Annotated in this window: 19 protein-coding genes and 2 pseudogenes; 12 read left to right on the top strand and 9 right to left on the bottom strand. The window is 60.0% G+C overall.

The window, feature by feature from the left end:
- The 6 genes from AC07PZ_RS14800 (at position 1) to AC07PZ_RS14775 (ending at position 10538) form a co-directional block, all read left to right on the top strand.
- A complete protein-coding gene (locus AC07PZ_RS14800) occupies positions 1-3339 on the top strand; it encodes a type I restriction endonuclease subunit R (protein WP_495295863.1) in 3339 nt (1112 codons plus the stop codon).
- On the top strand, positions 3336-4031 hold the full coding sequence (locus AC07PZ_RS14795; RefSeq protein WP_495295862.1) for a M48 family metallopeptidase: 696 nt from the start codon (positions 3336-3338) through the stop codon (positions 4029-4031). The genes AC07PZ_RS14800 and AC07PZ_RS14795 overlap by 4 nt, the downstream gene beginning before the upstream one ends.
- A gap of 4 nt (positions 4032-4035) precedes the next feature.
- Positions 4036-6027, top strand: a complete 1992-nt coding sequence (locus AC07PZ_RS14790) for an McrB family protein (RefSeq protein WP_495295861.1) — start codon at positions 4036-4038, stop codon at positions 6025-6027.
- Positions 6024-7376, top strand: a complete 1353-nt coding sequence (locus tag AC07PZ_RS14785; RefSeq protein ID WP_495295860.1) for an McrC family protein — start codon at positions 6024-6026, stop codon at positions 7374-7376. The genes AC07PZ_RS14790 and AC07PZ_RS14785 overlap by 4 nt, the downstream gene beginning before the upstream one ends.
- A gap of 112 nt (positions 7377-7488) precedes the next feature.
- Positions 7489-9279 (top strand): ATP-dependent nuclease, encoded by a 1791-nt coding sequence (locus tag AC07PZ_RS14780; RefSeq protein WP_495295859.1) that lies wholly within the window; start codon positions 7489-7491, stop codon positions 9277-9279.
- Complete coding sequence (locus tag AC07PZ_RS14775) at positions 9276-10538, top strand: ATP-binding domain-containing protein (RefSeq protein WP_495295858.1); 1263 nt, start codon at positions 9276-9278, stop codon at positions 10536-10538. Before AC07PZ_RS14780 ends, AC07PZ_RS14775 begins: the two co-directional genes overlap by 4 nt.
- A gap of 97 nt (positions 10539-10635) precedes the next feature.
- Here AC07PZ_RS14775 and AC07PZ_RS14770 read toward each other — a convergent pair whose 3' ends face one another.
- The 4 genes and pseudogenes from AC07PZ_RS14770 to AC07PZ_RS14755 all read right to left on the bottom strand — a co-directional run.
- Positions 10636-11067: a hypothetical protein gene (locus AC07PZ_RS14770; protein ID WP_495296135.1), complete on the bottom strand. Its 432-nt coding sequence runs from the start codon at positions 11065-11067 to the stop codon at positions 10636-10638.
- Positions 11068-11094: 27 nt separating this feature from the next.
- Positions 11095-11517: pseudogene (locus tag AC07PZ_RS14765) on the bottom strand (TniQ family protein); the annotation flags it as partial.
- 128 nt (positions 11518-11645) lie between these two features.
- On the bottom strand, positions 11646-12815 hold the full coding sequence (locus tag AC07PZ_RS14760; RefSeq protein ID WP_495296123.1) for a TnsD family Tn7-like transposition protein: 1170 nt from the start codon (positions 12813-12815) through the stop codon (positions 11646-11648).
- A 132-nt stretch (positions 12816-12947) separates the two neighbouring features.
- A pseudogene (locus tag AC07PZ_RS14755) lies at positions 12948-13388 on the bottom strand (TniQ family protein); the annotation flags it as partial.
- 792 nt (positions 13389-14180) lie between these two features.
- On the opposite strand from AC07PZ_RS14755, the gene AC07PZ_RS14750 reads away from it, so the two are divergent.
- The 3 genes from AC07PZ_RS14750 to AC07PZ_RS14740 are packed head-to-tail and all read left to right on the top strand — an operon-like array spanning position 14181 to position 18588.
- Positions 14181-15167, top strand: coding sequence for a PDDEXK family nuclease (locus tag AC07PZ_RS14750; RefSeq protein WP_495295857.1), 987 nt, complete (start codon positions 14181-14183; stop codon positions 15165-15167).
- Between the two features lie 11 nt (positions 15168-15178).
- Positions 15179-17197 (top strand): TnsB C-terminal domain-containing protein, encoded by a 2019-nt coding sequence (locus AC07PZ_RS14745; RefSeq protein WP_495295856.1) that lies wholly within the window; start codon positions 15179-15181, stop codon positions 17195-17197.
- Positions 17194-18588, top strand: a complete 1395-nt coding sequence (locus tag AC07PZ_RS14740) for a hypothetical protein (protein ID WP_495295855.1) — start codon at positions 17194-17196, stop codon at positions 18586-18588. Before AC07PZ_RS14745 ends, AC07PZ_RS14740 begins: the two co-directional genes overlap by 4 nt.
- A gap of 337 nt (positions 18589-18925) precedes the next feature.
- Here the strand turns inward: AC07PZ_RS14740 and AC07PZ_RS14735 are convergent, their stop codons facing one another.
- Together AC07PZ_RS14735 and AC07PZ_RS14730 are read right to left on the bottom strand one after the other, a co-directional pair.
- Positions 18926-19174: a GlsB/YeaQ/YmgE family stress response membrane protein gene (locus AC07PZ_RS14735; RefSeq protein WP_495295854.1), complete on the bottom strand. Its 249-nt coding sequence runs from the start codon at positions 19172-19174 to the stop codon at positions 18926-18928.
- A gap of 90 nt (positions 19175-19264) precedes the next feature.
- On the bottom strand, positions 19265-19456 hold the full coding sequence (locus AC07PZ_RS14730) for a hypothetical protein (protein WP_495295853.1): 192 nt from the start codon (positions 19454-19456) through the stop codon (positions 19265-19267).
- A gap of 354 nt (positions 19457-19810) precedes the next feature.
- On the opposite strand from AC07PZ_RS14730, the gene AC07PZ_RS14725 reads away from it, so the two are divergent.
- Both AC07PZ_RS14725 and AC07PZ_RS14720 read left to right on the top strand, forming a co-directional pair.
- Positions 19811-20350 carry an Rrf2 family transcriptional regulator gene (locus AC07PZ_RS14725; RefSeq protein WP_495295852.1) on the top strand — a complete coding sequence of 180 codons (540 nt, stop codon included), beginning with the start codon at positions 19811-19813 and terminating at the stop codon, positions 20348-20350.
- 167 nt (positions 20351-20517) lie between these two features.
- The gene (locus AC07PZ_RS14720) at positions 20518-21330 is read left to right on the top strand and encodes a winged helix-turn-helix domain-containing protein (protein WP_495295851.1); all 813 of its coding nucleotides are present in this window, start codon (positions 20518-20520) and stop codon (positions 21328-21330) included.
- 33 nt (positions 21331-21363) lie between these two features.
- On the opposite strand, the gene AC07PZ_RS14715 is transcribed toward AC07PZ_RS14720, so the two are convergent.
- Positions 21364-22266, bottom strand: coding sequence for an Hpt domain-containing protein (locus tag AC07PZ_RS14715; RefSeq protein ID WP_495295850.1), 903 nt, complete (start codon positions 22264-22266; stop codon positions 21364-21366).
- Positions 22267-22529: 263 nt separating this feature from the next.
- On the opposite strand from AC07PZ_RS14715, the gene AC07PZ_RS14710 reads away from it, so the two are divergent.
- Positions 22530-23282, top strand: a complete 753-nt coding sequence (locus AC07PZ_RS14710; protein ID WP_495295849.1) for a response regulator transcription factor — start codon at positions 22530-22532, stop codon at positions 23280-23282.
- Between the two features lie 58 nt (positions 23283-23340).
- On the opposite strand, the gene AC07PZ_RS14705 is transcribed toward AC07PZ_RS14710, so the two are convergent.
- Both AC07PZ_RS14705 and cphA read right to left on the bottom strand, forming a co-directional pair.
- Entirely contained in the window at positions 23341-23739 is a 399-nt protein-coding gene (locus AC07PZ_RS14705; protein WP_495295848.1) for a hypothetical protein, read from the bottom strand.
- A 194-nt stretch (positions 23740-23933) separates the two neighbouring features.
- Complete coding sequence (gene cphA, locus AC07PZ_RS14700) at positions 23934-26501, bottom strand: cyanophycin synthetase (RefSeq protein WP_495295847.1); 2568 nt, start codon at positions 26499-26501, stop codon at positions 23934-23936.
- Positions 26502-26516: the final 15 nt, after the last annotated feature.

Below are 26516 nucleotides of genomic sequence, written 5' to 3'. Positions count from 1 at the left end.
ATGGGATGGGAACTTCAAGACGTTGAAAAGCCGTTCGTCGAGCAACTGGAGGCCCTGGGGTGGATGCACATCTCGGGCAGCATCGACGAGCCCACTGTCACGGGCCGCACCAGCTTCACAGAGGTGATCCAGGAAGGCGTGCTGCGCGCCAAGCTGGCAGAGATCAATTTGCGCGAGGTGGATGGGGCATTCGTGCCCTGGCTGGACGAGGGCCGCATCTCTGAGGCAGTTGCGGCGATCACGCGCATTGCAAGGCCCAAGCTAATCGAAGCCAACCAGGCGGCAACGGAGTTGCTACTGCTGGGCATCACTGTCGACGGCCTACCGGGCTGGGATGGCGGGCGTGGCCAAACCATCCGCTTCATCGACTGGGACACGCCCGAGAACAACACCTTCACCGTCGTCAACCAGTACCGCGTGGACTGCCCGCCGGGCTACAACAGCGGCAAGGCCTTCATCGTGCCGGACCTGGTGCTGCTGGTGAACGGCATTCCGCTGGTGGTGGTGGAGTGCAAGAGCCCATCCGTCCCTGAGCCACTGAGTGAAGCCATCGACCAGCTGCGCCGGTACAGCAACCAGCGGCACGCGAACTACGAGGTGGAAGACAACGAGGGCAACGAGCCGCTGTTCTTCACCAACCAGCTGCTGATTGCGTCCAGCTTCGACGAAGCGCGTGTGGGCACCATCGGCGGCCTGTTCGAGCACTTTGCCAGCTGGAAGACCGTGACCCCGGCGCGCGAAGAAGACATTGCCGCCAGCCTGGGGGTTGCCGCACTGTCCGAACAGCAGCGGTTGGTGGCGGGCATGCTCACCAAGGCAAACCTGCTGGACATCGTTCGCCACTTCACCCTGTTCATGCAGGCAGGCGGGCAGACCATCAAGGTGACATGCCGCTATCAGCAGTTCCGCGCCGTGAACAAGGCGATTGAGCGCCTGCAGAGCGGCAAGACTCGCCTGCAAGATGGCGAGTACGACCGGCGCGGCGGTGTGATCTGGCACACGCAGGGTTCGGGCAAGTCGCTGACCATGGTGTTCCTGGTGCGCAAGCTGCGTACCAACGCCGCCCTGCGCCGCTTCAAAGTGGTGGTGGTGACCGACCGCAAGGACTTGCAGGACCAGCTGAGCGCCACGGCCACCCTGACCGGCGAGGTGGTGGAGGTGGCCACGTCGACGGTGGCCGTGCAGAAGCTGGTGCGCCGCAAGGGCCCCGGGCTGCTGTTCGCCACGATCCAGAAGTACCGTGACCCGGATGCCGCCGGTGAGCCGGGCCTGACCGAGGACGACATCCCGGAGGGCTGGCAAGACGGGCAGATGGGCGTGAAGGAGCCTGCTGCGGCGGTCTATGTAGCCAAGCCTGCGGCGAAGACCTTCGAGGTGTTGAACGAGGACGAGACCATCCTCGTGCTCGTCGATGAGGCGCACCGCACCCAGGCGGGTGACTTGCACGCCAACCTGCTGGCCGGGTTGCCCAACTGCGCGCGCATCGGCTTCACCGGCACGCCGATCATCATGGGTGACAAGAAGCGCACCCACGAGATCTTCGGCGAGTTCATCGACCGCTACACGATCAAAGAGGCCGAGGAAGACGGCGCGACCGTGCCCGTGCTGTACGAGGGGCGTACGGCGCAAGGTGCGGTCAAAGACGGCGCCAGCCTGGACGAGTTGTTCGAGGACTTGTTCCGCGATCGCAGTGTCGAGGAACTGGAGGCGATCAAGCAGAAGTACGCCACCAAGGGACCGATCTTCGATGCCCCACTGCTGATCGCGGACAAGGCGCGCGACATGCTGCGCCACTATGTGACCAACATCCTGCCCAACGGCTACAAGGCGCAGGTGGTGGCCTACAGCCGCTTGGCGGCGGTGCGTTATGTGGCTGCGTTTGAAACCGCGCGTGCCGAACTGCTCGCCGAAGCTGACGCGCTGCCGCCGGAAGACAAGGCGCTGGACGACGAGGCGCTGTGCCAGCGGCCGCCCAAGGTGCAGGCCATCGTGCAAGCCTGGCGTTACCGCGACACGCTGAAGAGCATCGAGTTCGCGGCGGTGATTTCCGGAAGCAACAACGACGATCCGGCCTGGAAGCACTGGACGGACGCGGCGGCCAACGAGACGCGGATCAAGCGCTTCAAGAAGCCGCTGTTCCACACCAAGCCAGAGAAGACCGACGCACTGGCCTTCCTGGTCGTGAAGTCGATGCTGTTGACCGGCTTCGATGCGCCGATTGAAGGCGTGATGTACCTCGACCGCCCGATCCGCGAGGCGGAGTTGCTGCAGGCCATTGCCCGCGTGAACCGCACGGGGTTTGGCAAGCGCTGCGGCATCGTGGTGGACTACTACGGCGTGGCCCAGCACCTGAAGGAAGCCCTGGCGGCCTACGCCGACGAGGACATTCAGGGCGCACTGCAAAGCCTGAAAGACGAAGTGCCGGCGCTGCGCGATCGGCACCTGCGCGTGGTGGACCTGTTTCGCAGCCGCGGCATCGAATTGCTGGATGACGCGGAGACCTGCGTCGAAGTGCTGGCAGACGAACGGCTGCGCGCGGAATTCACCGTCAAGCTCAAGCAGTTCCTGGGTTCACTGGACATGGTGTTGCCGCGCCCTGAGGGCCTGCCCTTCTCCAAGGACGCCAAGACCCTCTCGTACATCTACGCCCGAGCCCGCAACCGCTACAAGGACACGCCGGTTCTGGGCAAGGATGTAGGCGCCAAGGTCCGCAAGCTGATCGACGACCATGTGATCTCGTTGGGTGTCGATCCCAAGATTCCGCCGATTGCACTGACTGACGCGGAGTTCGATTCGCATCTGTCACGGCAGGCGAACGACCGCGCCAAGGCGTCCGAGATGGAACACGCCATCCGCTCGCACATTCGCAAGCATCTGGATGAGGACCCGGTGCTGTTCCGCAAGCTCAGCGAGCGCCTGAACGAGATCCTGAAGACGTTGGCGGACCAGTGGGATGACCTGATCACAGCGCTGCAGAAGATCATCAGCGACATGCGCGCGGGCGCCTCCAGCGATGACGCAGGCCTGCCCGACATGCCCGAACACTACGTGCCGTTCCTGCGCATGCTGCTGGAGGCCGTGGTGGGCACCGAGCGCCCGAGTGACGAGCAATTGCTGAAGATTCGGGACCTGACTGTGGAGCTGGTCGACATGATTGCCGGTGAATTAACCGACACCTTCTGGGAGCCACACAAGCGCCCGGCACAAGACGCTCTAGGCGCGCGCATATTCAGAACACTGCGCACATCCCGCTTGATCGCGCCCGGTGATGTGTCGGCCCTGAAAGATCGCCTGCTTGAACTCGCCCGCGCCAACCATGAGAGGTTGACCAAGGCATGAGCGTACTGACCGTAGACGATCTCTCCTTCGAACTGAAGCCGAGCACCCGGCGCAGGACCCTGCAGATCACCGTGGATCGCAGCGGTGAGTTGGTGCTGTCGGCACCGCCCGATGTCGAAGAGGAACGTCTGCGCGAGTTCGTCTTGGAAAAGCGCTTCTGGATCTACACCAAGCTGGCAGAGAAGGATCGCCTGCAAAAGGCAGTACCGACCAAGAGCTATGTCGATGGCGAGGGATTTCTGTACCTGGGCCGGAGCTACCGGCTGCGGTTGGTGGATCAACAGGACGCAGCCTTGAAGCTGCTGAATGGCCGCTTCATGTTGCGCCGCGACTTGGTCGAAACCGCCCGGACCCACTTGGTTCAGTGGTACAGCGCCCGGGCCAGGCTTTGGCTGTGGGAAAAGGTCCAGGACTACGTTGCGCGCATGGAAGTACAGCCTGTGGGCCTCAAGGTGCAAGACCTGGGCTACCGCTGGGGCTCATGCGGCAAAGGCGACTGGCTGTACTTCCACTGGAAGACCATCCTGCTACCGCCGCGCATTGCCGAGTACGTGGTCGTGCATGAACTGGCACACCTGCATCAACCGCATCACACACCAGAGTTCTGGCAGCGGGTCGAGCGCGCACTGCCTGATTTTGAGCGGCGAAAGATCTGGCTGGCCGAACACGGCATGGACGTCGAAGGGATTTGAGACGATGGCACAGAACTATTTCAACAGCGACCATTTCAAGCTGCTGAACAAATGGAAGGGGACGGTCTACGACAAGACCAACCCGGAGCAACAGCGCGTCTATGAAGAGCTGGGGCAAGCCTACGACGTCACCAAGCATTGGGCCGAGGCGCTGCAACAGCAACTTTTCAAGGACGGAAAGACCAAGACCGTCCGGAAGCCGACCGACCAGTGGCAGAAGAAGTTCACCCACTACAACTGGGCTCGGATTTACCCGACGCAGAACGCACCAGAGGGCCTGGCCTACACCGTCGGCATTGACGCCGAGCTTGGATTCGTCGTCAAGATCGACCTCGTGGATATCAAGGTCAATGACCCGGCGCTGCGGAAGAAGTACGAGCAGATCCGAGGGCCATTCACGTCCTCGCCCATCGTGGCCGTTAAGTCAGCGGCCGAGGGGCTCGCCCTGGACTTCACAGCGCTGGTCGACTGGAGCGTCGAATCGATCAAGAGCTTCAAACTGACCTACGACGACGTCGCCGACCAGCTAGGACTTTCGGCAGGGCAAGACCAGGAGTCTTTGCTGCACCACTTCAAGGGGCACGAGGACTTCGTTGAAAGACAGCCGCTGTGGACCAGCACCACGACTGAGCTGTTCGGCCGACTTGCCCGTGCAGTGAACGAAATGGGGCTGGACTGGTGGTTCACCCGGGCCACCAACAGCCAGCTGCGCTTCGGACGCAAGGAGAAGGGCGTCGTCAAAGGTGGGCCAGTCGGATGGCTGTTCTTGCGCAAGGACGGCATCCGGGTCAGTTGGTCCGCCTTTGCTGGGTTGGATGAGCTTGAGCCAACCGATCTCACGAGCGACCTTGTTCAGCTTTTCGAGGCCGCCGACAAGGACGAAGGCAGTTGGCCAGCCAAGCTCGGGGCACGGTCTGGACGCAACGGCTACTGGCCCGACGACTACGACATTGAAGATGAGCCCAAGAGCGACAAGCCGCCCAAGAATGTCATCTACTACGGCCCACCCGGAACCGGCAAGACGTTCGACTTGCAGGCCCTGCTCGTGTCTGACTACACAGATGCCGAGTACGGCGAGCGCTACGAGTTTGTCACCTTCCACCAATCCTATGGGTATGAGGAGTTCGTAGAGGGCCTACGCCCCGTCATCACCAAGCGCGGCAAGAAGCGGGTAGACAGCGAGACAGCCTCCGCGTCGAACGGGGAGGTGCGCTACGAGATCAAACCAGGCGCCTTCTTGAGGCTGTGTGACCGGGCGCGCAAGAACCCGTCGCGGCAGTACGCGATGGTGATCGATGAGATCAATCGCGGGAACATCAGCAAGGTCTTCGGCGAGCTCATCACACTCGTAGAAGTCGACAAGCGCGAGGGTGCGAAGTATCCCGTCGCCGTGACGTTGCCGTACTCCACGGAGAGCTTCAGCGTGCCGTCGAACGTTGATGTGATCGGGACGATGAATACGGCAGACCGCTCGTTGGCACTGGTCGACACAGCGCTTCGCCGTCGCTTTGAGTTCATCGAGTCGATGCCCAAGCCCTCGGTTCTGGCAGGCACCATCGTCTCCCACAACGGCGTAGACATCAACATCGAACAGCTGCTGACCATGCTGAACAAGCGGATCGAGGCCTTGTACGACCGTGACCACACGGTGGGGCATGCCTACTTCACGCGCATCAAAGACCTGAAAGATTCGGATCGGTTCAGCGAGCTGAAGACCGTCTTCAGGAACAAGATCATCCCGCTATTGGAGGAATACTTCTTCGAGGACTGGCAGAAGATTCGACTGGTTCTGGGCGATAACCAGAAGGCCAAGCAGGACCATCAATTCGTGCATGAAATCGGCCGCGAGGAGGACCTGCTGGCCCTCTTCGGCCGCGAGCACGAGCTAGATCAGTACGCGATTCGTTCTCGCTACCAGTTGAACGCGGCCGCACTTGATCAGCCGGACGCCTACGTAGGCATCTATGCGGCCAAGCCTGCCGTGACCGCTGGATGAATTCCCTGACGATCTTTGAGTTCGACAAGGTCGTCGAAGCAAAGGCCGGAGCGGTCGGGCTTGCTGTTCCCAGGCGTGTCTTCGCTTGGCTGGGCATGCAGTCCCTGCGAAATGGCGATGAAGCCCCTGGCTGGCTCAAGCCGACCCAACTGAGCGGCCAGCGGGCAATTCAGGTCACCAGCTATGTGGGCGTCATTCGTGCCCCATGCGGATTTCAGATCGAGGTACTTCCAAAGATCGGCAGGAACACGTCGCCTGAAGTGGCGCGCGCACTCCTCATCGAGATGTTGAAGTGCCTGGCCGGGTTTCGGCACATCAAGACAGCCAACGCGGACTTGGTCGCTGAACGCATGCCCCTCCTGGAGGTGTTCATCCAGCAGTTCCTGTTGGCCGTCGGTTCGCTCGTCAAGCGCGGACTGCGCAGTGACTATATCGTGCGACAGGACAACCTCTTTGCACTTCGTGGGCGGATGTTGGTGGCACGGCAGATCTCCCAGAATCTGGTCAGGCGTGACCGGTTCTTTACCGAGCATGACGAGTTTTCGCAGGACCGTGCAGAGAACCGCCTGATTCACACGGCGCTTCGCCATGTTCTGACCCTGTGCCGATCGCAGGAAAGCCAGCGTGTCGCGCGCGAACTCAGTTTTGTCTTTTCAGAGGTTCCGCCGTCAGTCGATATTGCCCAAGACATTCAGCGAATCAGGCTGGATCGAGGGATGGGCTACTACGAGTCTGCACTGGACTGGGCCAAGCTGATCCTGCAGGGTCTCAGCCCTATCTCTGGGATGGGAAGTCACCATGCCCCGTCGCTGTTGTTTCCGATGGAAGCGGTGTTCGAGGCCTATGTCGAGAAGCACTTGGCAAGGCAGTTGCGCGCTGACTTCGTCCTGAAGGCACAGGCAAGCAGCCAGCACCTCGTTGCGCACGATGACCAGCGATGGTTCCGCTTGAAGCCCGATCTGTTGGTAAAGCAGAAGCAAACCACGCGCTTGGTCCTGGATACGAAGTGGAAGCTGCTGGATGCGGCAAAGAAAAACGGGCGCGAGAAATACCAACTCAGCCAGGCCGACTTCTATCAGTTGTACGCCTACGGTCACCACTACCTGGACGGCACCGGGGACATCGTATTGATCTACCCAAGGACAGATGCCTTCATGGAACCGTTGACCGTCTTTGATTTTCCGAAGGCCAACGGGATGCGGCTGTGGGTGCTGCCGTTTTGCCTCAAAGAGCGAACGCTGAAGTTGCCGGCTTCCTCGACACTTCAGTCAGTCTTTGTTGATGAATGTCGGCCGCTAAAAACGTTTACCGCGCACGTTCGTCCTCCCACGTTAGAGCCACTGCCATAGGTGACGTAGAGAAGCATCGTTCGAGTACGGCTGCCCGAACGATTTGATAGTCGTTCCGACTTGGATCGGAGTGCGCAGCCACGACAGGAAACGCAGGAAATCAAGAGCAAAAATGCGAGTCTCTAACCTCAAGATCGAAAACTTCCGTGGCGTGCGTGCTGGTTTCATTCGATTCGGTAAGCACCCTGTCTTCGTCGGCGACAACAATACCGGCAAGACCACGCTCATCGAAGCGCTGACTCTCTTGCTCGGGCGAGATCGGTTGGTCCGAGAGTTGACGGAGCATGACTTCTACGGTTCTTGTCCGCAGCCAGCAGATCGGATCAGGCTGATGGTCACCATCACGGATTTTCCGAACGACGATCCCGAGCACAGCAGCCAATGGTTCCGGGACGGCAGGGCGGTAGTGAAATGGGTGGATGAGGAATCCGGAACGGTGCATCCGCAGCGAGACGACCCTGCCTGGAAGCTTTGCTGCCAGATCGCGGTGCAGGCGAGATTTGACGCCGAGACTCTTTCAGTCGAAGTGCTCCGCTACTTCCACGATCACGACGAGCCGATCGACCCTTTCACTGAGGAGCCGCCGGCTCCTGTGCCGGGCAAGCTTATTCAGGAACTGAGCTTCTATTTGGTCAGAGCCAGCCGCACGTGGGACAAGGTGTTTTCTTTCGGCAATGAACTCTTCAAGCGAACTGTTTTGGCCGCAGCGGCGCAGCCAGCCACGGCACTACTTGCTGAGCGCGACCGGCTGCGAGCGCCCGAGCAGCCGATTGATGAGGATCCTGGCATCGCCCCGCTGATTCAGAACCTGAACAATGAATTGGCGCTCTCGTTCCCCAACGCGCCGAAAGTTCAACTCCGATTGACTGGCACCGATAGTCGCGCGGTCATGGAGGCCGTCTCCGCCCACTTTGCGTCATCCGATGGATTCAGCATCCCTGCCGGGAGACAAGGAAGTGGGCTGGTGTCTATGCAAGGGCTGCTGCTGCTTCTTGAGCTCGGCCGTGCACGAGCCGCTTCAGGCGGTGAATTCTTGATGGCCTTGGAGGAGCCGGAGGTTCATTTGCCGCCTTCGGCCCAGCAACGCTTGGTGCAACGCGTGCAAGCCTTGTCGACGCAGACTTTCGTCACAACGCATTCGCCACTGGTCGCGAGCATGGCAGACCCGACGTCGGTGCTGATCCTCAAGAAGCACGATGGTGCGATGTCAGCCGAGCCATTCTTGGAAGCCCCTTTGCCGGCGGCAGCACCAAACTGGCAGCGAAAATTCTTCCAGCACAGCCGCGTCGATGTGTTGAGTGCGCTCATGCAGCCATCGCTTCTGATTCCCGAGGGTCGAGCTGACTTCCAGCTGCTCCGTTGCATCTTGCGGCCGCTCATGATGACGGCCGGTTGGATCGACACCATGAGCAGGCCGTTTGGCATCGAAGTTGGCGTGGTCCCGACGGAAGATGCCAAAGTCATAGAGACCCACATCCTGATGACTAGGCTGCACCGTCGCGTCTCATGCCTTGTGGATGGCGATGGACAGGGCTTGCTGTATGCGGGGCAACTTCGTAACGCGCCGTCACCTCCCGCATCCATTGTCCGTTGGAACAACGGCGCCATGATCGAGGATGCAGTGGGCTGGATTCTGTTGGCGGATGAAGATACCGCTGTGCCTAAGCTCACAGAGCTCGGCGAGGTGGCGCCGGTGTCGGCGGCAGACGCTGTCGCATACCTCAAGACCAAGAAGATGGACATCATCTCCTACGAGCTTGTCGCCGAGGCCATTGCGACTACGCCGGCGTGCCGTGCTCGAGCTGCTGATCTCTTGGCGGGCTTGGCATGCGCCTGTGCTGGCTCAAACGCGACAGCGCGGTTTGTTCGCGATGGCGATGGAGTTTGGGTGTTTCAGCCGTGACGATCCAGGCGTTCTCAGGGGGCGCGGGCTGCGGCAAGACCTATCAATTGATGCGGGCTCTGAGTGCGCACTTAGATGCCTCGCCATTGGCAGAGGGGCAGAAAGTTCTTGCTCTGACTTTCATGCACGGATCGCGCCGCAGACTCGAGGAGCGGCTCGCTCAAGTGCCGATTCTCAGGAAGCGAGCAAACTGCACCACTGTCGACAGCTTCGCATGGTCACTCGTACGACGGTGGAGGTCTCTCGCATCCAGACTCGGACATGCGGACATCGATCCGAGCGAGTATGACCGCGTATGTGACGCGGCCGCAGATCTCGTCCAAATCGGCGAGGTGAGGAGTTGGGTCGCCGCGTCGTATCCCATCCTGTTGGTAGATGAAGCCCAGGATTTGACCGTGCCGCGACTTCGCCTCGTTCAAGGCTTGGCGGTTCGGTTGCAGGTGTTCGTTGCGGCCGACGAATTCCAGTGTCTCGATGAGCAATTGCGACCGAACCCCGCATGCGCTTGGCTCCAGGAGGTTTGTAAACCCGAGGAACTCAACCAGCCACGACGAACCAATGTGGCGGAGCTGCTCGACGCAGCGGCGGCTATTCGCGCCGGCCAGCCACCGCAGTCCGGGAATATCTTCAAGATCCAATTGACGCCCCGTCCGCCCCTCGCTGGCGCGTGGCTAAACGGCAACTTGCGCTACTACGGAGGTGGAAGAAGCGTTGCAATCATCACTCCTTCACTTGGCACGTTTGCCCGGAATGCGCTCGCATGGTCGGCGGCCAACGCGACGTCTAACGGCGCCGGACCTTACGCCGTCGCCTGGGAAGAGTCTGAATCGAAGGCTGCCAGCGCTTTCACGGCGTCTCTGGCGTTGCAAGAGACGAACGACATCCCAACTGTGACCGCGCTTCTAACAGGCGCTGGCGACCCACGTGCCGCTCGGGAAGTCACGGATTGGATGGATGTGCAACGGCGAGCGCGTTCCAAGGCCAGTTTTTCCAGAGATGAGATAGGCAAGGCAATCGACCAAGTCTTTGCTCAACGTCGCCGATCCAGCAAAGTCGAGGGCCGCGGGTGGCGGGGAATGACAGTGCATGGCGCGAAGAACCGAGAGTTTGACAACGTCATTTTGCTGTGGCCTGCAGCGGTCGTTGGCAGCGACGACCAAAAGCGCAGATTGCTCTACAACGCGGTGACACGCGCAAAAGTTCGGTGCTTGGTTCTAGTCCAAGCCAGCGCTCAACTGGTTCAACCGCCGTTCGCCTGAAGCGTAGGCGTCAGTCTTCTCGAAATTTTTGCGCAGCGGCGTCGAATTCGGGCTGTATGTGTTGGCACGGCTCGGCGCTATGGCTGCGAACGGAAGATCAAACACAGCATTGCTGCAATGTTGAAGCCACGTCGTCGAACAGTGCTGCCGCGACAATTGCGATCGCAGCACAGGATCTTGCCTGCGTGCGCGTTCCAAGAATTGAATTGACGAATGCGAACGTCGTCAAGCCTGCGCGACCGCCAGGCATGGCGTCCTTCAACCAGCCAGGCGAATAGAGTTCACAAACCTTTTGCGCGACGGCCGAGGCGCTGTCGCTTGTAGCGCTATTCAGCCCAAGCTCGTCGGCCCTCGTCCGCAGAGCGCTTTCGCACTTTTCAAGAGAAAGGCTCAATTGACCTGATGCGCTTTGACGTATCACTGACAGAGCCCGGCGGACCACCAACGTTTCTCCGTCTTTGGCCAAAGGATGTGGAACAGAAGTTCCGTTGAGCGAGGATTCGTGTGGCATAGCCTGCAGGAGATTCATCCTGGGAACGCCGTGTAGCGGATTGCCGTGAATCTGGCACTCAGTTTCACCGGGTACCTGATGTGCACGATGCCAGACGGAGTATCCCCAGCGGGCACGCTCGTCTGCCGCGCACATCGGACAGAACCAGAACCTCGGACGAAGCGCCTTCGAGAAGACGTGTCGGCTTGATCTTTTGCTCGCCAATGCCGCAATCTCTGCCCGGGACGGACGGTTAACGGAGACTAGCGCAGGCCAGAGCGTGTTTGCCATGACTACGTCTATGACTGGACGACCCAGTGCGGCAGAGACTGCTTCAACCATACCCAGCTTTTTGGTCGAGGCGGCCCCTTCGGCGAACGCTTGCAAGTCATCTTCCACTTGCGATCTGGAATCAATGGCGTGAATGCGAGCGACTCGGCCACGATACCCCTCGAGCCACTCTTGCGGCTGCAACTGCGGGACGATCATCTTTCAGAACAATAATTGAACTGCTCCAATTCTCTGAAAATAAATCATGTGAATGGCGAAATCGATCCGCAAAACACCATCAAAGTTTGATGATCACAGATGGGAGTTCGCGTTGCATGAAACGAGGATCAGCGGTTGCACATCCCCTTCTTTCGAAACCACTCTTTGGTCTTCTCTGATCTGCGTCGCTTCGCTGTGAGGGAGTCGAGAACCGATCTTGTAGAAGGAAGCAGATGAAGCTGCGCAAGTTTTGGCGCCAGCTCAGGAACGGCCGCAAGAACCTCGTGCAAAGTGACCCTGGAGCCGGGTGCCGCGGCGACCTTTGATGAGAACAAGGAACCAATGGCCGCAGCGTAGACCTTGTCTCGACCGCCCCAATCAACCCTGGATGACTTTCCGGATCTGATACGAGGGAGAGATCCGTTCACTGAATTGAGCCACGCCTTGTCGTTCCGATACAGCCAAGCAAACGCATCCGGAGCACGAAGTCGAAGTTGTTTGACGCCGAGATGACCGAATTTTTCGACGAGGCGACTCCATTGACTGCGCGCGCGCTTGCGGGACCGTATTTCACGTGCCTCATGCCACTCTCGCTGTAAACCCGGTGTGATGCGAAGCACGCGGGTGACCGTCTCTACAGAAACTTCGCAACGTGCTGCCACCAATGCTTTTTCAATCCCGCCGCGCAAAGCTCTTACCATCGACCTTCGTAACTCGTCGACGAGCTTCTTGGGTCGCCCTTTGGCGCAGATGCCGAGTTTGGATAGCCAGGCCAGTCCGGTATGCGGATCGACTCCGACGGCTCTCGCTGCTGAGCTTGGGGCAGCTCCGTTTTTGACCAACGCGTAGAAGCGTTCCTGCGCAGGATGGCCGGGCGAGTCCGACGCAGTTTTGAATTTTACCGATGGGCCGATGCATGGCTCCCCTATGGCGGATGTTGTCACCCGGTCGAAGCAGTCCTGAAAGTGGCTCCAGCCGTCAAATACCAACCCTATGACTGCGAGCACCTTCGCTGGATGCTTCACTCCCGAGCGCTCCGCCATGACTTTGCGGAGTAGGTTCATTGCTTGATCGGCGTTCATGCGTAGAGCGCCGAAGTCCGGGGCGCTCGCAACCAGCCCGAGGTGGCGCTGAAGCGCTGAGCCGATCAACTTCACTTTCAACCGCCCCGAGCTGCCGACATAGTCGGCACGGCCGAGAGCGTTTTGGAAGGCACTGCGCAGTCGGCGCCGGTCAGCAAGGTGGCCCGCTGGCATCATCGACAAAGCTTGCGCATCGGTGGCCATGCGCATCAGCATCCGCCACTGCTCGTCGGAGAGCGTGCGCCGATCGATCGGTGATACGAATCCGCACTCTTGATCATCCGGCAGTGCCCACTGAAAGCGCCTCGATCCGTTTACTTTCGGCGCTGCGACTTCCAGGGGATGGCCATGAAGATGGCATCTCCAGACTCCCGGCAGTTGGTGCGCCAAGTGCCAGTAGGCAACCTGGTGGTCTCTTTGATCTTCTATGCGACATGCGGGGCAAGACTTCAGCGGATGATTTGCCCGCAAGCGAGCCGCGGGTAAACCAAGCAGCATCTTGAGAGGCCCCAGCTTGGGGCCGCAGACCGCATCGATTGCAGCTCTAACGACTTCCTCGCGATGGAATGGCAGGTAATACCTGAGGTGGGTACGCTCCGCCGCGATCAATCTGGCAGGCCCAAGCGCGCCGCCAGTGCGGTCATCGAAGGACGCTACGCGGGCTGGGAAGTCCTGCGCTGAGCCGATCCGCGGATGACCAAACAGGTCTAAGCACGTGGACGAAGCAAGACCATTTGAACAAACCCGATGCCATCTGCTGCACAGGCTGAATAGCGTTTCGTCCGGCATCCACCCCCCAATACTGGTGAGCGTCCTAGATATCTGATCGATGCGCTCTCGGCCGATATCTGCTTTTCTGAACTCGGTCGGTGGTGTATCTGGTGTCTTGTCAAACGTGGCGCAAGACGCGTCTACTGGCAGCGTTGCATGAAACGGTGGCGTGATCCGTCTAGAAACCATGTCCCCAATATCACCTGACGTCGGCGAAAGGTCAATCGATGCTGGCGAAGCGTGCCCTTACCGCACGCTCTCGATGCATTTCTCGGAGTTGCTTAGCACAATTTATTTGAGATCAAGGCGCCGATCGGAGGAGGCAGGAGGCGAATTTCTATGAATTGTCGGAAGGCCTCAAATCAGCCGGCCCTTTATGGCGGCTCCTGGCGCGAAACGCCGTCTCTCCTGGCTAGCATTCCCAGGCACTGATTGTTATGAATCAGAGAACCACTCTTCGTCGCTCAAGTAGAAGGCGGCAGCTTGCCGACATCTGCGAGGAGGATTTCAAACAGATTTTGGAAGGAACTGCTCACGTAAACACATTGCCCAAACACGCCCATAGCGATACCTAGAAGCACAAAAGCGCATGGCTCGCCAAAGCCATGCGCTTCCAGAACTGCAGTTGAAGTTCCATCCCCAACTGCTTTCATCGTGCCGAAATACCGACGGTATGTCAATGCCGTCGGCGGGTTAACTCGCGCCAAATTTATGCAGCAGCAGATCTGAACGATCTGCCTGCAGGCCCACCCGCGCCTGCACGCTTGACGCACTGCGTCAGCGAGTAGTTGCGAATGATGAAAGAACAGTATGAGCCGCATTTTGACGCCGGCAAGAATCGAGACGATAGCGGCGCGCCAATTCCCCTCAAGGTACGGCAGCGATTACATCCCCTCGATCTTGGCCAACCGGGCGGAAGCCCCAGTGATCTCTAGGCCTTCGATCCGCTACAGCAAATTTCTCAAGCGCGAGATGCACGCGCTCTCGATCAGCGAACTCAAGGCAATTCTGCTTGCGATTCGCCACCCGAGGGTCCTTGATATGCATGAGAACCCTGCGTATGCGTTGACACCCGGACCGCATCCCTTCGCCAATCATCCTGCTGCAGCGAACCTCAGGCTGCCAACCACCAGCGGGACGCTCACCATCGCTGACGCTCTCGGGACGCTGAAGCTGCATCCGAAGGTTTTGAGCCGGGCGTGCCCGAACGCCACTGACGCGGACGAGACCAACATACCGGTGGACGAGGACATCTGGGACCCTGCGTTCTACATCACCGATCTGCGCTTGATGATGGTCGACGAGCAGGGGATCTACGGCCTGGACTGGGACATCAAACTGAATGAGGGCGATCACGGAAAGCCTGGTCCCGGGAAGCGGTCCTTGCGGGCGCTGCGGAGAGCCGAGGCTAGAGCTCAGGTGACTGGCGTATTCAACGCAGAGTTGGGGATCCGCTCCGTGCAAGTCGTTGGAAACGATATAGATCACAACGTCTTCTGCAACCTGAATCAGCTGATGGGTTGGCATGACTACGACCTGCAAAGACCGGCAGACGAAGTGCAGGAGTTCGAAGACGACGTACGGGGCTCGATGAAGAACGCAATCGCTCCTCTCTCGATGCTTGTTGCTTGGACTGCTCGGGGCTGGAAACGCGAGCAATTCCTTGCGGCTTTGTGGCAATCCATCTGGTACCAGCGCGTTCGGGTCGACTTGTTCCGGCCCGTCGTCGTGAACCATCCATTGCGACACGAGGTGCGCTGCATCTTTGACGTCTACGCCCATCTATTCAACCGGTAAGAAGAATCAACATGGCCATCGGAACCCAATACATCGCCCCAGTGGGCTGGATCACCCTCAAGCCCGATACGCGCTACTGGCGTGTGGGGGACTCAACTGACAAGGCATTCACCGTATTCGCCGAATTCGGTACGGAGAAGCCCTCGGTTGAAATCATCAGGCTGCCGCGAAAAGACCTCGAAAGAGGCCTGCTGGAGAAGGCAATCATTCCTGCTGAGGCGCAGATGAACTTGCCTCCATGGCTTAGCGAACTTGAGGGGCAGGATTTGAGTCGTACGGATACCACCCCTCGCAGGCTGACTCACGGCATTCGAACTCACCGCAGCGTCGTGGATAACCGATTGACATTGATCGCCGAAGCACTGCAGCACATGCCTGCCATCCTCAGCGCGTCAGACCCGTTTAAGGTGGTCAACAAGTTCGCTGCCCAAGCGGACCCGCCACAGAATACGGGCCGGTTTAGAACCTGGCTGTTTGCCTACGTCTGCTGCGGCGAGGATAAATGGTCCTTGATCCCGAATATGCATCGCAACGGGAAGTGGGACCGCTGCACGGAGGAGCGTCTGAAGGTTCGCCGAGGAGCGCCAACAAAGCACTTCGCCCACCGTCCGCACTACCCACGCGACGCCGTCATGCAAGCAAAGATTCGTGAGGGGTACCTGCGCTTCGCTCGGCTCGGAAAAACGATGCCCAGGATCTACTCGGAGGCCATCGTCGCCGTATTCAAGTGCGTTCCGATCAAAGACGCTCTGGGCTACGACTTCTGGCATCAACCCAACGGAGAGCCATTCCCAACGCTTGCGCAGTTCGAGCGCGGGTGCGAAATCGCGTTCAAGCGCTCGGTGCTGCAGGTTACGCTTTTTGGTGAAGTGCGCTTCCGCAACAAGCTGAAGGCAATCGTTGGCAGGGTGTCAGAGGGGGTCGCCAACCTGATGGAGAAATGCTCTATCGATGCGAGCTACAGCAAACTATTTCCGCGAGGAATTTTGGATGATTTCATCGCGCTGCGTATCTGCATCGTCAAGTTGGTTGACACCGCATCAGGTGCCATCGTGGGTATCGGCTTCGCGCTGGGGAGTGAGACAGCAAAGGCGTACAAGATGGCGCTGTTTTGTTGCGCGATTGGCAAGACCCGGTGGGGGCGCTATTTCGGCGTTGAACTGACTGACGACGACATTCCTGGCGAGGGACTGCCTGCAAACTTCTCATCCGATCGCGGTGCATTCGTCGCTGCGGAAGTCTCCGTCGAGCTTTCGGAGCTCAAGTCCGGGCGTGACATGAGCCCCACTCACAACCCGCAGTCCAATGCAACCGTGGAGTCAAAAAATGCGCGCGAGATGCATGCAAGAGGCATCCCTACGCATGTGGTCACTGGAATGAACTCGATCCAGCTGATCCGCTACACCATCAATGAATGCGCAGAGCTCAATCGCAGCGGTAGTGCGTTGAGTCGAATCACCCGAGAGATGGCGGATGAAGTCAACAACGCGGTGCCTATCGAAGTCTGGAAACACATGAATGTCAGGGGGAGAAACGATTCGAAGGCCATCTCGTTCTCTGAAGCGGTCCGAAGGTTCCTGACGCCGGTCACGTTCACATCGCGCGACGGAATGCTGTTTCTGAAGGAAATGCGCTACACCTCGCCAGAGCTCGATGGCTCATCGTTGCCCACGCTGATCAGGAACCAGGGTGGGGTGGAGATCTCTGGCTACGTCATTGACGTTGTCGTTCGATTCGCATGGATTGAACATGAAGGTCATCTGATTGAAGTTGAAGCACGAGATCCGCTCCGGGAGGATGACGAGATCTTGTATCAGACCATTGAAGATCTCGATGATTACGAAGAGAAGATGCGTAAGCTTCGCGCGGTCCAGCGTGATGGTCGCGCAGTTGCATTCGCAGTGACAGCGCAGAAGAATCAGCAGGAAATCGGGCCCGCTGCGAAGTCCATCCACAGGCGATCCGGCAGGCCGAACCCCAGAAATGCCCCGGCGAAAGCGGAGGAAAAAGCACTGGAGTTCAAGGGATGAGCGCGCAGCAACCGACGCTCAACGTCTGGGCAGAAAGGTACAGGCGTCTGCTCGAGCTCGACGACCAAGCACTTGGCGATCGTCTGACTACCCTCGGAAAGCCACTGCTGGGCTTGGGGCAGTTCTGCCCGGAAACTGCCAGTGAGCGGCTCCGCGCTGGACTAGACGAAGTGCATATCGCGACCGGACAAGGAGTAGATATCGCTCGTCGGTTGCTCAGCAGATCTCACGCCTACGCGCTTGTTCGATATCCATCAATGGACTCCTTCTCCGCAGGCATCTACCAGGAGAGCCTGGAGTTCGAGCCGCTGCCTGCGACTGCTCTTATTGGCGGTGCCGGCCTCGGAAAAAGCGCATTGACGCGAGCGATCAGAGGCCTCTGGCCGGAGGGCGAGTCGATCACCTTGCCCGATGGCACAAGAATCCCGATGGTCGCCTTTGCTCGACTGCGTATTGGCGACAAAGCTTCAGAGCGTGACCGGCGCGCCGAACTTCTGCGCCAGTACGGAGCTTCCATGAGAGAACAGCAACAGCGATCCCTGAATCCCGCTCTGATTCGCAAACGCGGATACGTCGCTGGTTGCTGCCATCTTGTCGCTGACGAGATGCAGTTCACCAACATGGGCAGCGAGTCTGCGGCGGTGACCAAGCTCCTGCTGGAGCTCACCCACCTCGGACCGCCAATGACATTCGTGGCGAACTTCAGCCTCATCCATCGCTTGCTCAAGCGCAAGCAGGAAGACCAGGAACGGCTGCTGTCGGACGTGATTCTCGTGCGACCGGAAACGACAGACTCAGCGAAGCTGATCGAGAGAATCCAGCAGTACATCGTTGTTGCAAACGGAGCTTTGGACATCGACCCCGTATCTGCTGCCGAGCGATTTGATTTCATGAGCGGAGGGTCCGGGCGAGCGATGCGTGAGCTTGTGGTCATGGGCGCACGCATGAAGTGGACAGCCGCTCGCAACGGCACGCGAGCTGCAGTGAAGATCACAGACTTGGAGGCGGCTTACCAGTCTGAGCAGTTTGCGACGCTGCGCGTGAACTCGCGCCTGCTTTTGCAGCAGAGAGTCAGCAAGGGTCCTGTCGACAAGAAACGTTTGGATGTTTGGTGTCCGATCCTTCAGGTCAGTAACGATATGACTGACGCGCAACGCAAGCTGCAGGAGGCTGCGGAGAAGGCCCGGCTCCAGGAGCTCGGGTCGGCTGCACTCCGAAGTCAGATGCCTCATCAGCAGACGCATAAGGCGGTCACGGCTGGAACTCCTCTGCCGCCAGCAGTTCCTCTCACTGGACGGGCCGCCCAAAAACGTGCAACTGGCGTCACGTTGCAAGGGCTTTTGGCGCGTGCTGCCACAAACCCGACCCGCACAGACCCGCCCAGTCGATAAGGTCTTTCACACTTCATTGACGCTGCCTGCAGGTTTGTCCTGCAGAGCCAGGGCCCGCACGGCAACGTGCGGGCCTTTTTTGCGCAGTGCTGGCTGCGTAGAGACCTGCCGACGCCAACCCATGGAGCGAGCGTCAACACGCGGCAGTCAGCTTCCAGAACAGCCCAAAAGTGACGGTTACATCTATCGACGGACCTTTTTCCGTGCTGCCGTCAGCGATTGCGCGAGCCACTTCGCTCAGACAGCCTTACGGGGCTTGGCTGGCGGTCCGTCTCCCAGTCAGACGCTGGACGGACCTTATTACCGCCGATCAGTCGCGCGGCGAGGCGCGCAGACCTCAGCGCTTCCCGGTGACCATCCCGTAGATCACCAGCAGCACGATCGCACCGATTACCGATGCGATGAATCCTGCACCTGCTCCTGCGGTGTACCAGCCAGCCGCTTGACCGATGTAGGTGGCCAGCAATGAGCCGACGACACCGAGTACCACGGTGAGGATGAAGCCCATCGACTGTCTGCCTGGCAGCAGCGCCCGAGCGACCAAGCCCACGACAAAGCCGATCAAAATTGTCCAGATGATGCTCATGGGGTGGGGGTTGCTTGTTGAGGAAAAAGTGCAATAGCTGGCGAGGCAGCCTGTGATGCGTAACGGCAGGAGCCCGGCTGGGCAACTTGCTCAAATGGAATCGGATGACTCATCGAATACCTCGAGCCACGTCGACATCAGCTCGTCGGCCGATGCAGCGGTCATGAAGGGCTGGCGTGAGCCTGAGTCAGACAGCTTGACGCCCGCGTATTGGTGGGCCGCGGCTTCCGCCAGCGCTCGCGGAAACCCCATCTCTGTACGATCCCACTCGTTCATCTGCATCGGTCTAGTGCAAGCGCACCCTCGTTACGAATGGTTGATGTTCGCCGGCCCGATCGATGCTGACGACGTCCCCTTTTCGCTCATGCGTGTAGGACGAACGCTAGCGGCGCGAACGAGAGCCGTACGAAGGGTGCCAACCGTCAGCATGGCTCACATGTGCTGTTGTTTTTTTGATGTTTTTCATGGCAATGAACCAAAAAAGCCCACCAACTAAAGGTCTTTAGGGGTATTGGACTTGTTGGACATCTGGGAAACTTATCGTGACACTGACGGTCACACAGCCATCGGCAACCTGACGGGAATCCGCAAGCGTCGTCAGTTGTCCATTCTGTTGCTTCATTACAAGGAAAATCGATGCGTCTCACCACAAAAGGCCGCTTTGCGGTCACTGCCATGATCGACGTGGCTTTGCGCGTGCGCACCGGCCCTGTGACGTTGTCCGCGATCAGCCAACGGCAGCACATTTCGCTCTCCTATCTGGAGCAACTTTTCGGCAAGCTGCGTCGCCACAAGCTGGTCGAATCGACACGCGGTCCTGGCGGGGGGTACTCGTTGGGCCGGAAGGCATCGGACATTACCGTCGCCGACATCATCTTTTCGATAGAAGATGCCGCCGGTTCTGCTTCCGATTCGGCAGACCCGCATGCCGGAGGGAATGCGGGACGTTGTGTCCCCGACGAACTATGGGCAACCGTCAATCGGCGGGCGGTGGAGTTCCTCGATTCGGTCACATTGCAAAGCCTCGTCGACGACCAGATCGCGAAGGGTGTGGAAGTGGAGAACGCGCCTGCACGGAAGCGCCTGTTCGCCCGCCCGGCGACGCCCAAGCCGCTGAAAGTGACGGCGCCGAATTCTGTGTTCGCACTGGGTCGCATCGCACTTGCCAAGCGCTGATGCGTTGAAGTCTGAATAATTGTCGCGAGCGAGGCACGATCCTCGCTCGAGTGACGATCATCTACTTTGGTTCAATCCAAAGTTCTCATTGCAGTGCCCTTCGCTTGGCCGCCGGTTATGGCGGCCATCCCTGACAGGTAAGTGCAAATTCCGGCGCTTTGGACTTCATGGCAAAGCAAACCCAACCACCGGAATTCATGAAATCTTTCAGTTCTCGGGCTCTGCGCATCGCTGTCGTCACGCCCGAAGTCGGCTTGAGGCGGCGCATCTCTCTGGCCATACAAGCACCAGGTCGGATTTCCAACCAGTTCAGCTGTGCAGACGATGCGCGGCCGGCCCTGGAGCGTGGTCTGACGTTTGATCTTCTGATCATCGCGGTGAGCGGTGATGGTGACATGGCGCGAAAGCGTTTGAGCGACGCCGCCGTGTTGCTTGGCGGACTTCCAACCCTCTTGCTCGTCGGACCCCATCAGCTCGATCTGGTGAGCGAGTTCATGTCGCAACGGCAGGGCAATGACTTCTCCTTGCTGTCCTCGACCGCCGACGAACTCGAATGCCGCCTGTGTGCGTTCCTGTCGAGGGAAAGTGCGGTTACCGGTCAGCGGCAGATGACTTTTGGTCGATACCGCTTCGTTGCCGGGACGCAGCAGGTATTCATCGGCGATGTGCCGGTCCGTCTGACACGCCTGGAGTTTGAGGTTGCGCTCTTTCTGTTCAGAAACATGGGCTGCAACGTATCGCGCGAGAGGCTTTATCAGAGTGTCTGGAATGCCGAATTGGAGTCGAGCACACGCACCATCGACGCTCATGTTGGCAAAGTCCGCAAAGCACTCGATCTCGCCAATTCGACTGAATTTGTGCTGCGCTCGATTTATCGCGATGGCTATAAGCTGGATGCTGTCGATGCGCCTTCGATGAAGACTTCAACAAGGCGTTCTGCCGTCAGGAGCAATTCGATGCAACTGATGCAGGCAGCATGACGCGTCGATGCCTGTGTCGAGTGCGCCGCCCTATTAGCGCAGCTCGATCTGGCCAATCAGATCGCTGATTTGATCCGCACGACGCAGAAGCTCCGTGAACTCCGCCGTTGCATGGTGCCGTTCGATATATCTGCATGCTGCTACGCCGCTATCGAAATTGTGCATGCCCGGGCTTCCCGCCAAGGTATGAGCCGATTTCGCTGCGTCCGCATTTCGTCTTTCACGCACAGCTCGGTGAATGGATTGCGCAAGCGCTTGTCTCGACGCCAGAAATCCCGGCATCGCACTTTCCGTTGCCTGCTGAATCCAGGGCCCACCGTGCGATTTGGGCATGCTGGCGACTATTTGATGGAAAACATTGACAGAGGCGCTACGCGATTTCGGTTCCGGCAACACTTGATCGAATATCCCGGCTTCATCTGCTGCGCGTTGAGAGGGCGCATCGGACGTCAATGCAACGATCCAACTCGGCGCCTCGTACGCGTCTGCCTGCATGGCACGAAGCTCTTGTGCAAGCCCGATCATGGAGGTTGTATCCGGGTCCAAGATCAACCACACGATGTCGGGCCGACTGTCTATCAGTCGGTCCACGGTTTCTTCTGCGGTGATGGCAGTGCGTATAAGCACCTCGGTCGACAGCCATTGCTCGTACGGTTGCCTCATACCGGCATCTGTGCATACAAGAAGCAAGTCAACCATTGCATCGGTTGGAGTGCCATGTACCAATGTCACCAGACTGGCGCTGCGTCGAATGTGCAACTGCCGCCAACGAGACCATGCAACCCAGACGAGTCCAGCAGTGCCTACAGCCACGACGATAAGGGCGACTGCGAGAGCGGGCTTGTTGGTCAAGGGTGGCAGGTCGGTACCCGACATGGCCGACGCGTCGAGCGCAAACGCTGCAGTCGAGGCAATGAGCGAGTGAAAAGAGAGCATTGTGAAGTGCCTGAATCGGAAGTCCGAGGCATCGCCGATTTTGTGGCCCCGCCATTTTCGTTATTTTCGGCTGCCACAGGGAAGATCCGATTACGGATTTTGTGATGGATGTGGAGAATTTGGTGCCGCACGAACCATTTTTTGATCGAAAATGCCATCAAATAGTTATTATCATGAATTAAAAAATCGAACATGCAAAGGCGCATCGCTGCGATCTATTGCGCTAACAGTCATTCGATCTAACAGCAAAAACTTGCAAAATTATGCGCATAGCCATACTCGACGACGATCCTGTGCAGATCGAGCAGCTGGTTAGAATTTTGAGGGCGCCGCTCAATTCAGAATATGAAGAGACGACGTGCGTGACCTTTGCGCAAGGCGAAAATTTACGCAGAGCATTGCGCCGCGAAACTTTCGATTTACTGATTCTCGACTGGAATTTGCCCGATCTCGACGGCGTCGAATTACTTCGTTGGCTGCGCGAGGAGCGGAGCGACCTGACACCCGTATTGATGTTGAGCGCACGCACGTCCGAGAGCGATGTGGCGCGCGCATTGACACGCGGCGCAGACGACTATGTGATCAAGCCGTTCCGGCCGCTTGAACTGCGAGCACGGCTCGCCCGGCTCTACAAGCGGCCAGCAACCGTCAATACCGAACCGCACAATCTCAAATTCGGAAGCTGGCACTTCGATCGTTTTCACAGCACGGTGTCATACGCGCCGGAAAACGGAGCTGGCGGAACTGAAGCAAGGGAACGGGTCGAGCCGAGGACGACCCAGCTCACCGAGAGCGAATTCAAGCTTGCTCTCGCCTTGTTTCGGAACATGGGAAATGCCGTCTCCCGCTCCTACCTGATCGAAAAAGCGGGCTACGAAGGCGACGATGCGACATCACGCACCCTGGACAGCCATATCTACCGTCTACGCGGCAAGCTCACGCTCACGGGCGAGCGTGGATATGTACTGCGCACCGTCTATGGCAAGGGCTATCGCCTGGAGGCCACCGAAAGTTAGGACTCGAACATCCCGCGGGTCCACGGGATGCACGTTGGCGGGTATCAGTTAACGGGGATCAACGGGCAGGTGCAGGAATCGGCGTCACGGTTTCGCGAATCAGACCGCCACCGGCGACGCTGCCATCGACGGAAGTGCGACCCGCACCCGAGCCGGTGACACGGGCTTCGCAGGCCGCGCGGTCCGAAATCGGCTGCAGCTGGCAGCGTGCAAGCGCGTTGTCTTCGTAGCGCGTCGAGCTCGCGCTCGTCAGCCCGTTGCGGCGCGCTTCCTGCTGCGCCGCGCCCGCTTCGCGCAGGCAGGCTGCACGGTCCTGTTTCACGCCATCGCACATGGCACGCTCACGCTGGAGCTCGGTTGTGGAACCGGGTGTCTGGGCGGCGGCGCCACCAGCGGCGGAGATACCGCCGATGGCCAGAAACAGAGCCGTGATCGAGGGAATGGCTTGACGAATCATGTGTATCTCCTGCGTTTGCCGCGGTGCGGCGTGCGTTCGAGGCACTGGGGCCTCGGGAGATGCAGTTGTGAGCCCGTCGTGTGTCCGCGTGTGTGGGACGGAGATGCCGCAATTGACGTTCGGAGCCACCGCCGCATGTGGGACCAGTCTTTCACGCGGCATGCGTGGATGAGCGGGCATGGCGCCCGCGTCGTTCAACCCGCGTCGATGCGCTGGGCAAGATGCGCCAGCGCTTCTTCGACCTGGTCCACCAGGATGAGGCTCAGATCGCCCGGTTGCAGACGCGCCAGAGCGGCGTCGATCGCGATGAATTCACCGCGAATTTCCTCGATGTGCTGCGTGCGGCGTGCGTCCTGCAGGCCCTGACGGAGCAGCGCCATCACTTCGCCGTCGGCGCGGCCGCGCTGTGCGGCGTCCTGGTAGAGGATCACGTCGTCGAACGCGGCGCCCAGAATCTGGGTCTGATCACGAATGTCGCTGTCGCGCCGGTCGCCCGCGCCGCTGATCACCACCGAGCGCCGCTTGGCCGGCAGGGTGTCCACGGCGGCCACCAATGCCTTCATGGCATCGGTGTTGTGGCCATAGTCGGCGATCACGGTGGCGCCGCGGTACTCCATCATGTTGAAGCGGCCCGGCACGCCGGCCGCGTCGTTCTTGAAGCTCGCGAGCCCGCTGCGGATGGTGTCCCAGTCCAGCCCGACCGCCCAGGCCGCGGCCACCGCCGCCATCACGTTCTCGACCTGGAAGGCGAGCGAGCCGTTTCGGGTGACCGGTACGTCGCGCAGCGGCACGCGTTCGCGCCAGGAGCCTTCGGCTGCGACCAGCTGACCCTGGTCGACGTAGACGGTGCGCTTGCCTTGCGCGCGGTGCGTGGCCATGACGGGATGCTGGCGATCCGCGGTGAAGAAGATGATGCCGCCGGGGCAGCTCGATGCCATGGCGGCAACGTTCGGATCCGCGGCGTTCAGCACGGCCACGCCATCTGCCGCGACGTTCCGGACGATCACGCGCTTCAGCACGGCCAGATCTTCGACCGTCGTGATGTAGTTCAAGCCCAGGTGGTCGCCGCTGCCGATGTTGGTGACCACGGCGACCTTGCAGCGGTCGAAGCCCAGGCCTTCGCGCAGGATGCCGCCACGTGCGACTTCGAACACCGCCGCATCGACTTCCGGGTGCAGCAGCACGTTGCGTGCGCTCTTGGGGCCGCTGCAGTCGCCGCTGTCGGTCTGACGGCCGTCGACCCAGACACCATCGGTATTGGTCATGCCGGTGCGCAGGCCACTCGATGCGAGCAGGTGGTTGATGAGCCGCGCCGTGGTGGTCTTGCCGTTCGTACCGGTCACGGCGACGACCGGAATCCGGCCATCGTCGCCGTCAGCGTAGAGCGTGTCCATCACCGCTTCGCCGACCGCACGGCCGCGGCCGAAGGAGGGCGAGATGTGCATGCGCAGGCCGGGCGCGGCGTTGACCTCGACCACGCCGCCGTGTTGTTCTTCCAGCGGACGCAGCACGTTCTCGCAGACCATGTCGACGCCGCAGATGTGCAGGCCGACCATCTGCGCCGCGTCCACCGCGCGCGCCGCGATCTCGGGATGCACGGTATCGGTGACGTCCGTCGCGCTGCCGCCGGTCGACAGATTCGCGTTGTTGCGCAGCACGACGCGCTGGCCGAGCGTCGGCACGCTGTCGGGCGTCAGGCCTTGTGATTCGAGCCGGCCGATCGCGATGTCGTCGAGCCGGATCTTGGTCAGCGAGGTCGCGTGGCCTTCTCCGCGTCGCGGGTCCAGGTTGACGGTATCGACCAGCTGGCGCACGGTGCTCGCGCCATCGCCGATCACCTGCGGCGGATCGCGTCGCGCCGCTGCCACCAGCCGGTCGCCGACCACCAGCAGGCGATAGTCGAAACCCGGCAGGAATTTCTCGACCATGACTTCGCCATGGACCGCCGCGGAGGCGAAGGCCGCGTCGAGCTGTTCGCGCGACACGATGTTCACCGTCACGCCCTTGCCCTGGTTGCCGTCCTGCGGCTTGACCACGACCGGCAGGCCGATCTCCAGCGCGGCGGCCCAGCCGTCCGCTGCGTCGGCCACGGGCCGGCCGAGGGGTACCGGCACGCCGGCGGCATTGAGCAGCTGCTTGGTGAGCTCCTTGTCCTGTGCGATCGACTCGGCCACGCCGCTGGTGCTGTCGATTTCGGCGGCCTGGATGCGCCGCTGGCGCGATCCCCAGCCGAACTGCACCAGGCTGCCGCGCGTGAGCCTGCGGTAAGGGATGCCGCGTGCGACGCCGGCTTCGACGATCGAACCCGTGCTCGGGCCGAGCCGCTCGGACTCGTCCAGGTCACGCAGTTCCGTGATCGCCGCGTTGGCATCGAACTGGCCGTCGCCCAACGCGGCGGCGATCAGCGCTTCCGCCAACCGGACCGCGCGCCGACCCACGGCTTCCTCGCTGTATTGCACCGCGACCTGGTAGATGCCTTCGTCCAGCGTGCGCGTGGTGTGGCCGAAGATCACCTGGCAGCCGGCCTGCGACTGCAGCGCGAGCGCAGCGTTCTCCAGCACGTGCGCCAGCGCCAGCGGCTGGCCCAGCACCATCGGGTGCAGCTCACCGATGGTCGGGAACAGCGCGCGCAAGCGGGTCTCGAAGCCCGGCAATTGCTCGACCGCGTTCTCGGCACCGGTGCAGGCGACGATCGCTTCGATGGCGGTGTGGCGGCTCCAGAGGTTGGGGCCGCGCAGGGCGCGGATGCGTGTGACTTCCATGGCGGTGGGGTCGCT

The organism is Variovorax sp. GW821-FHT10B04, assembly GCF_059415645.1.
The sequence above is the reverse complement of the archived record's forward strand: the minus strand, read 5'-3'. Positions and strand labels throughout refer to the sequence as shown.

Coding starts and splice junctions, on each gene's coding strand:
- AC07PZ_RS14750 (WP_495295857.1), top strand. CDS start 14,181: ATGAGCCGCATTTTGACGCCGGCAAGAATCGAGACGATAGCGGCGCGC.
- AC07PZ_RS14770 (WP_495296135.1), bottom strand. CDS start 11,067: ATGAATCTCCTGCAGGCTATGCCACACGAATCCTCGCTCAACGGAACT.
- cphA (WP_495295847.1), bottom strand. CDS start 26,501: ATGGAAGTCACACGCATCCGCGCCCTGCGCGGCCCCAACCTCTGGAGC.
- AC07PZ_RS14720 (WP_495295851.1), top strand. CDS start 20,518: ATGGCAAAGCAAACCCAACCACCGGAATTCATGAAATCTTTCAGTTCT.
- AC07PZ_RS14760 (WP_495296123.1), bottom strand. CDS start 12,815: ATGCTGATGCGCATGGCCACCGATGCGCAAGCTTTGTCGATGATGCCA.
- AC07PZ_RS14725 (WP_495295852.1), top strand. CDS start 19,811: ATGCGTCTCACCACAAAAGGCCGCTTTGCGGTCACTGCCATGATCGAC.
- AC07PZ_RS14795 (WP_495295862.1), top strand. CDS start 3,336: ATGAGCGTACTGACCGTAGACGATCTCTCCTTCGAACTGAAGCCGAGC.
- AC07PZ_RS14705 (WP_495295848.1), bottom strand. CDS start 23,739: ATGATTCGTCAAGCCATTCCCTCGATCACGGCTCTGTTTCTGGCCATC.
- AC07PZ_RS14745 (WP_495295856.1), top strand. CDS start 15,179: ATGGCCATCGGAACCCAATACATCGCCCCAGTGGGCTGGATCACCCTC.
- AC07PZ_RS14800 (WP_495295863.1), top strand. CDS start 1: ATGGGATGGGAACTTCAAGACGTTGAAAAGCCGTTCGTCGAGCAACTG.
- AC07PZ_RS14710 (WP_495295849.1), top strand. CDS start 22,530: ATGCGCATAGCCATACTCGACGACGATCCTGTGCAGATCGAGCAGCTG.
- AC07PZ_RS14790 (WP_495295861.1), top strand. CDS start 4,036: ATGGCACAGAACTATTTCAACAGCGACCATTTCAAGCTGCTGAACAAA.
- AC07PZ_RS14780 (WP_495295859.1), top strand. CDS start 7,489: ATGCGAGTCTCTAACCTCAAGATCGAAAACTTCCGTGGCGTGCGTGCT.
- AC07PZ_RS14785 (WP_495295860.1), top strand. CDS start 6,024: ATGAATTCCCTGACGATCTTTGAGTTCGACAAGGTCGTCGAAGCAAAG.
- AC07PZ_RS14735 (WP_495295854.1), bottom strand. CDS start 19,174: ATGAGCATCATCTGGACAATTTTGATCGGCTTTGTCGTGGGCTTGGTC.
- AC07PZ_RS14730 (WP_495295853.1), bottom strand. CDS start 19,456: ATGCAGATGAACGAGTGGGATCGTACAGAGATGGGGTTTCCGCGAGCG.
- AC07PZ_RS14715 (WP_495295850.1), bottom strand. CDS start 22,266: ATGCTCTCTTTTCACTCGCTCATTGCCTCGACTGCAGCGTTTGCGCTC.
- AC07PZ_RS14740 (WP_495295855.1), top strand. CDS start 17,194: ATGAGCGCGCAGCAACCGACGCTCAACGTCTGGGCAGAAAGGTACAGG.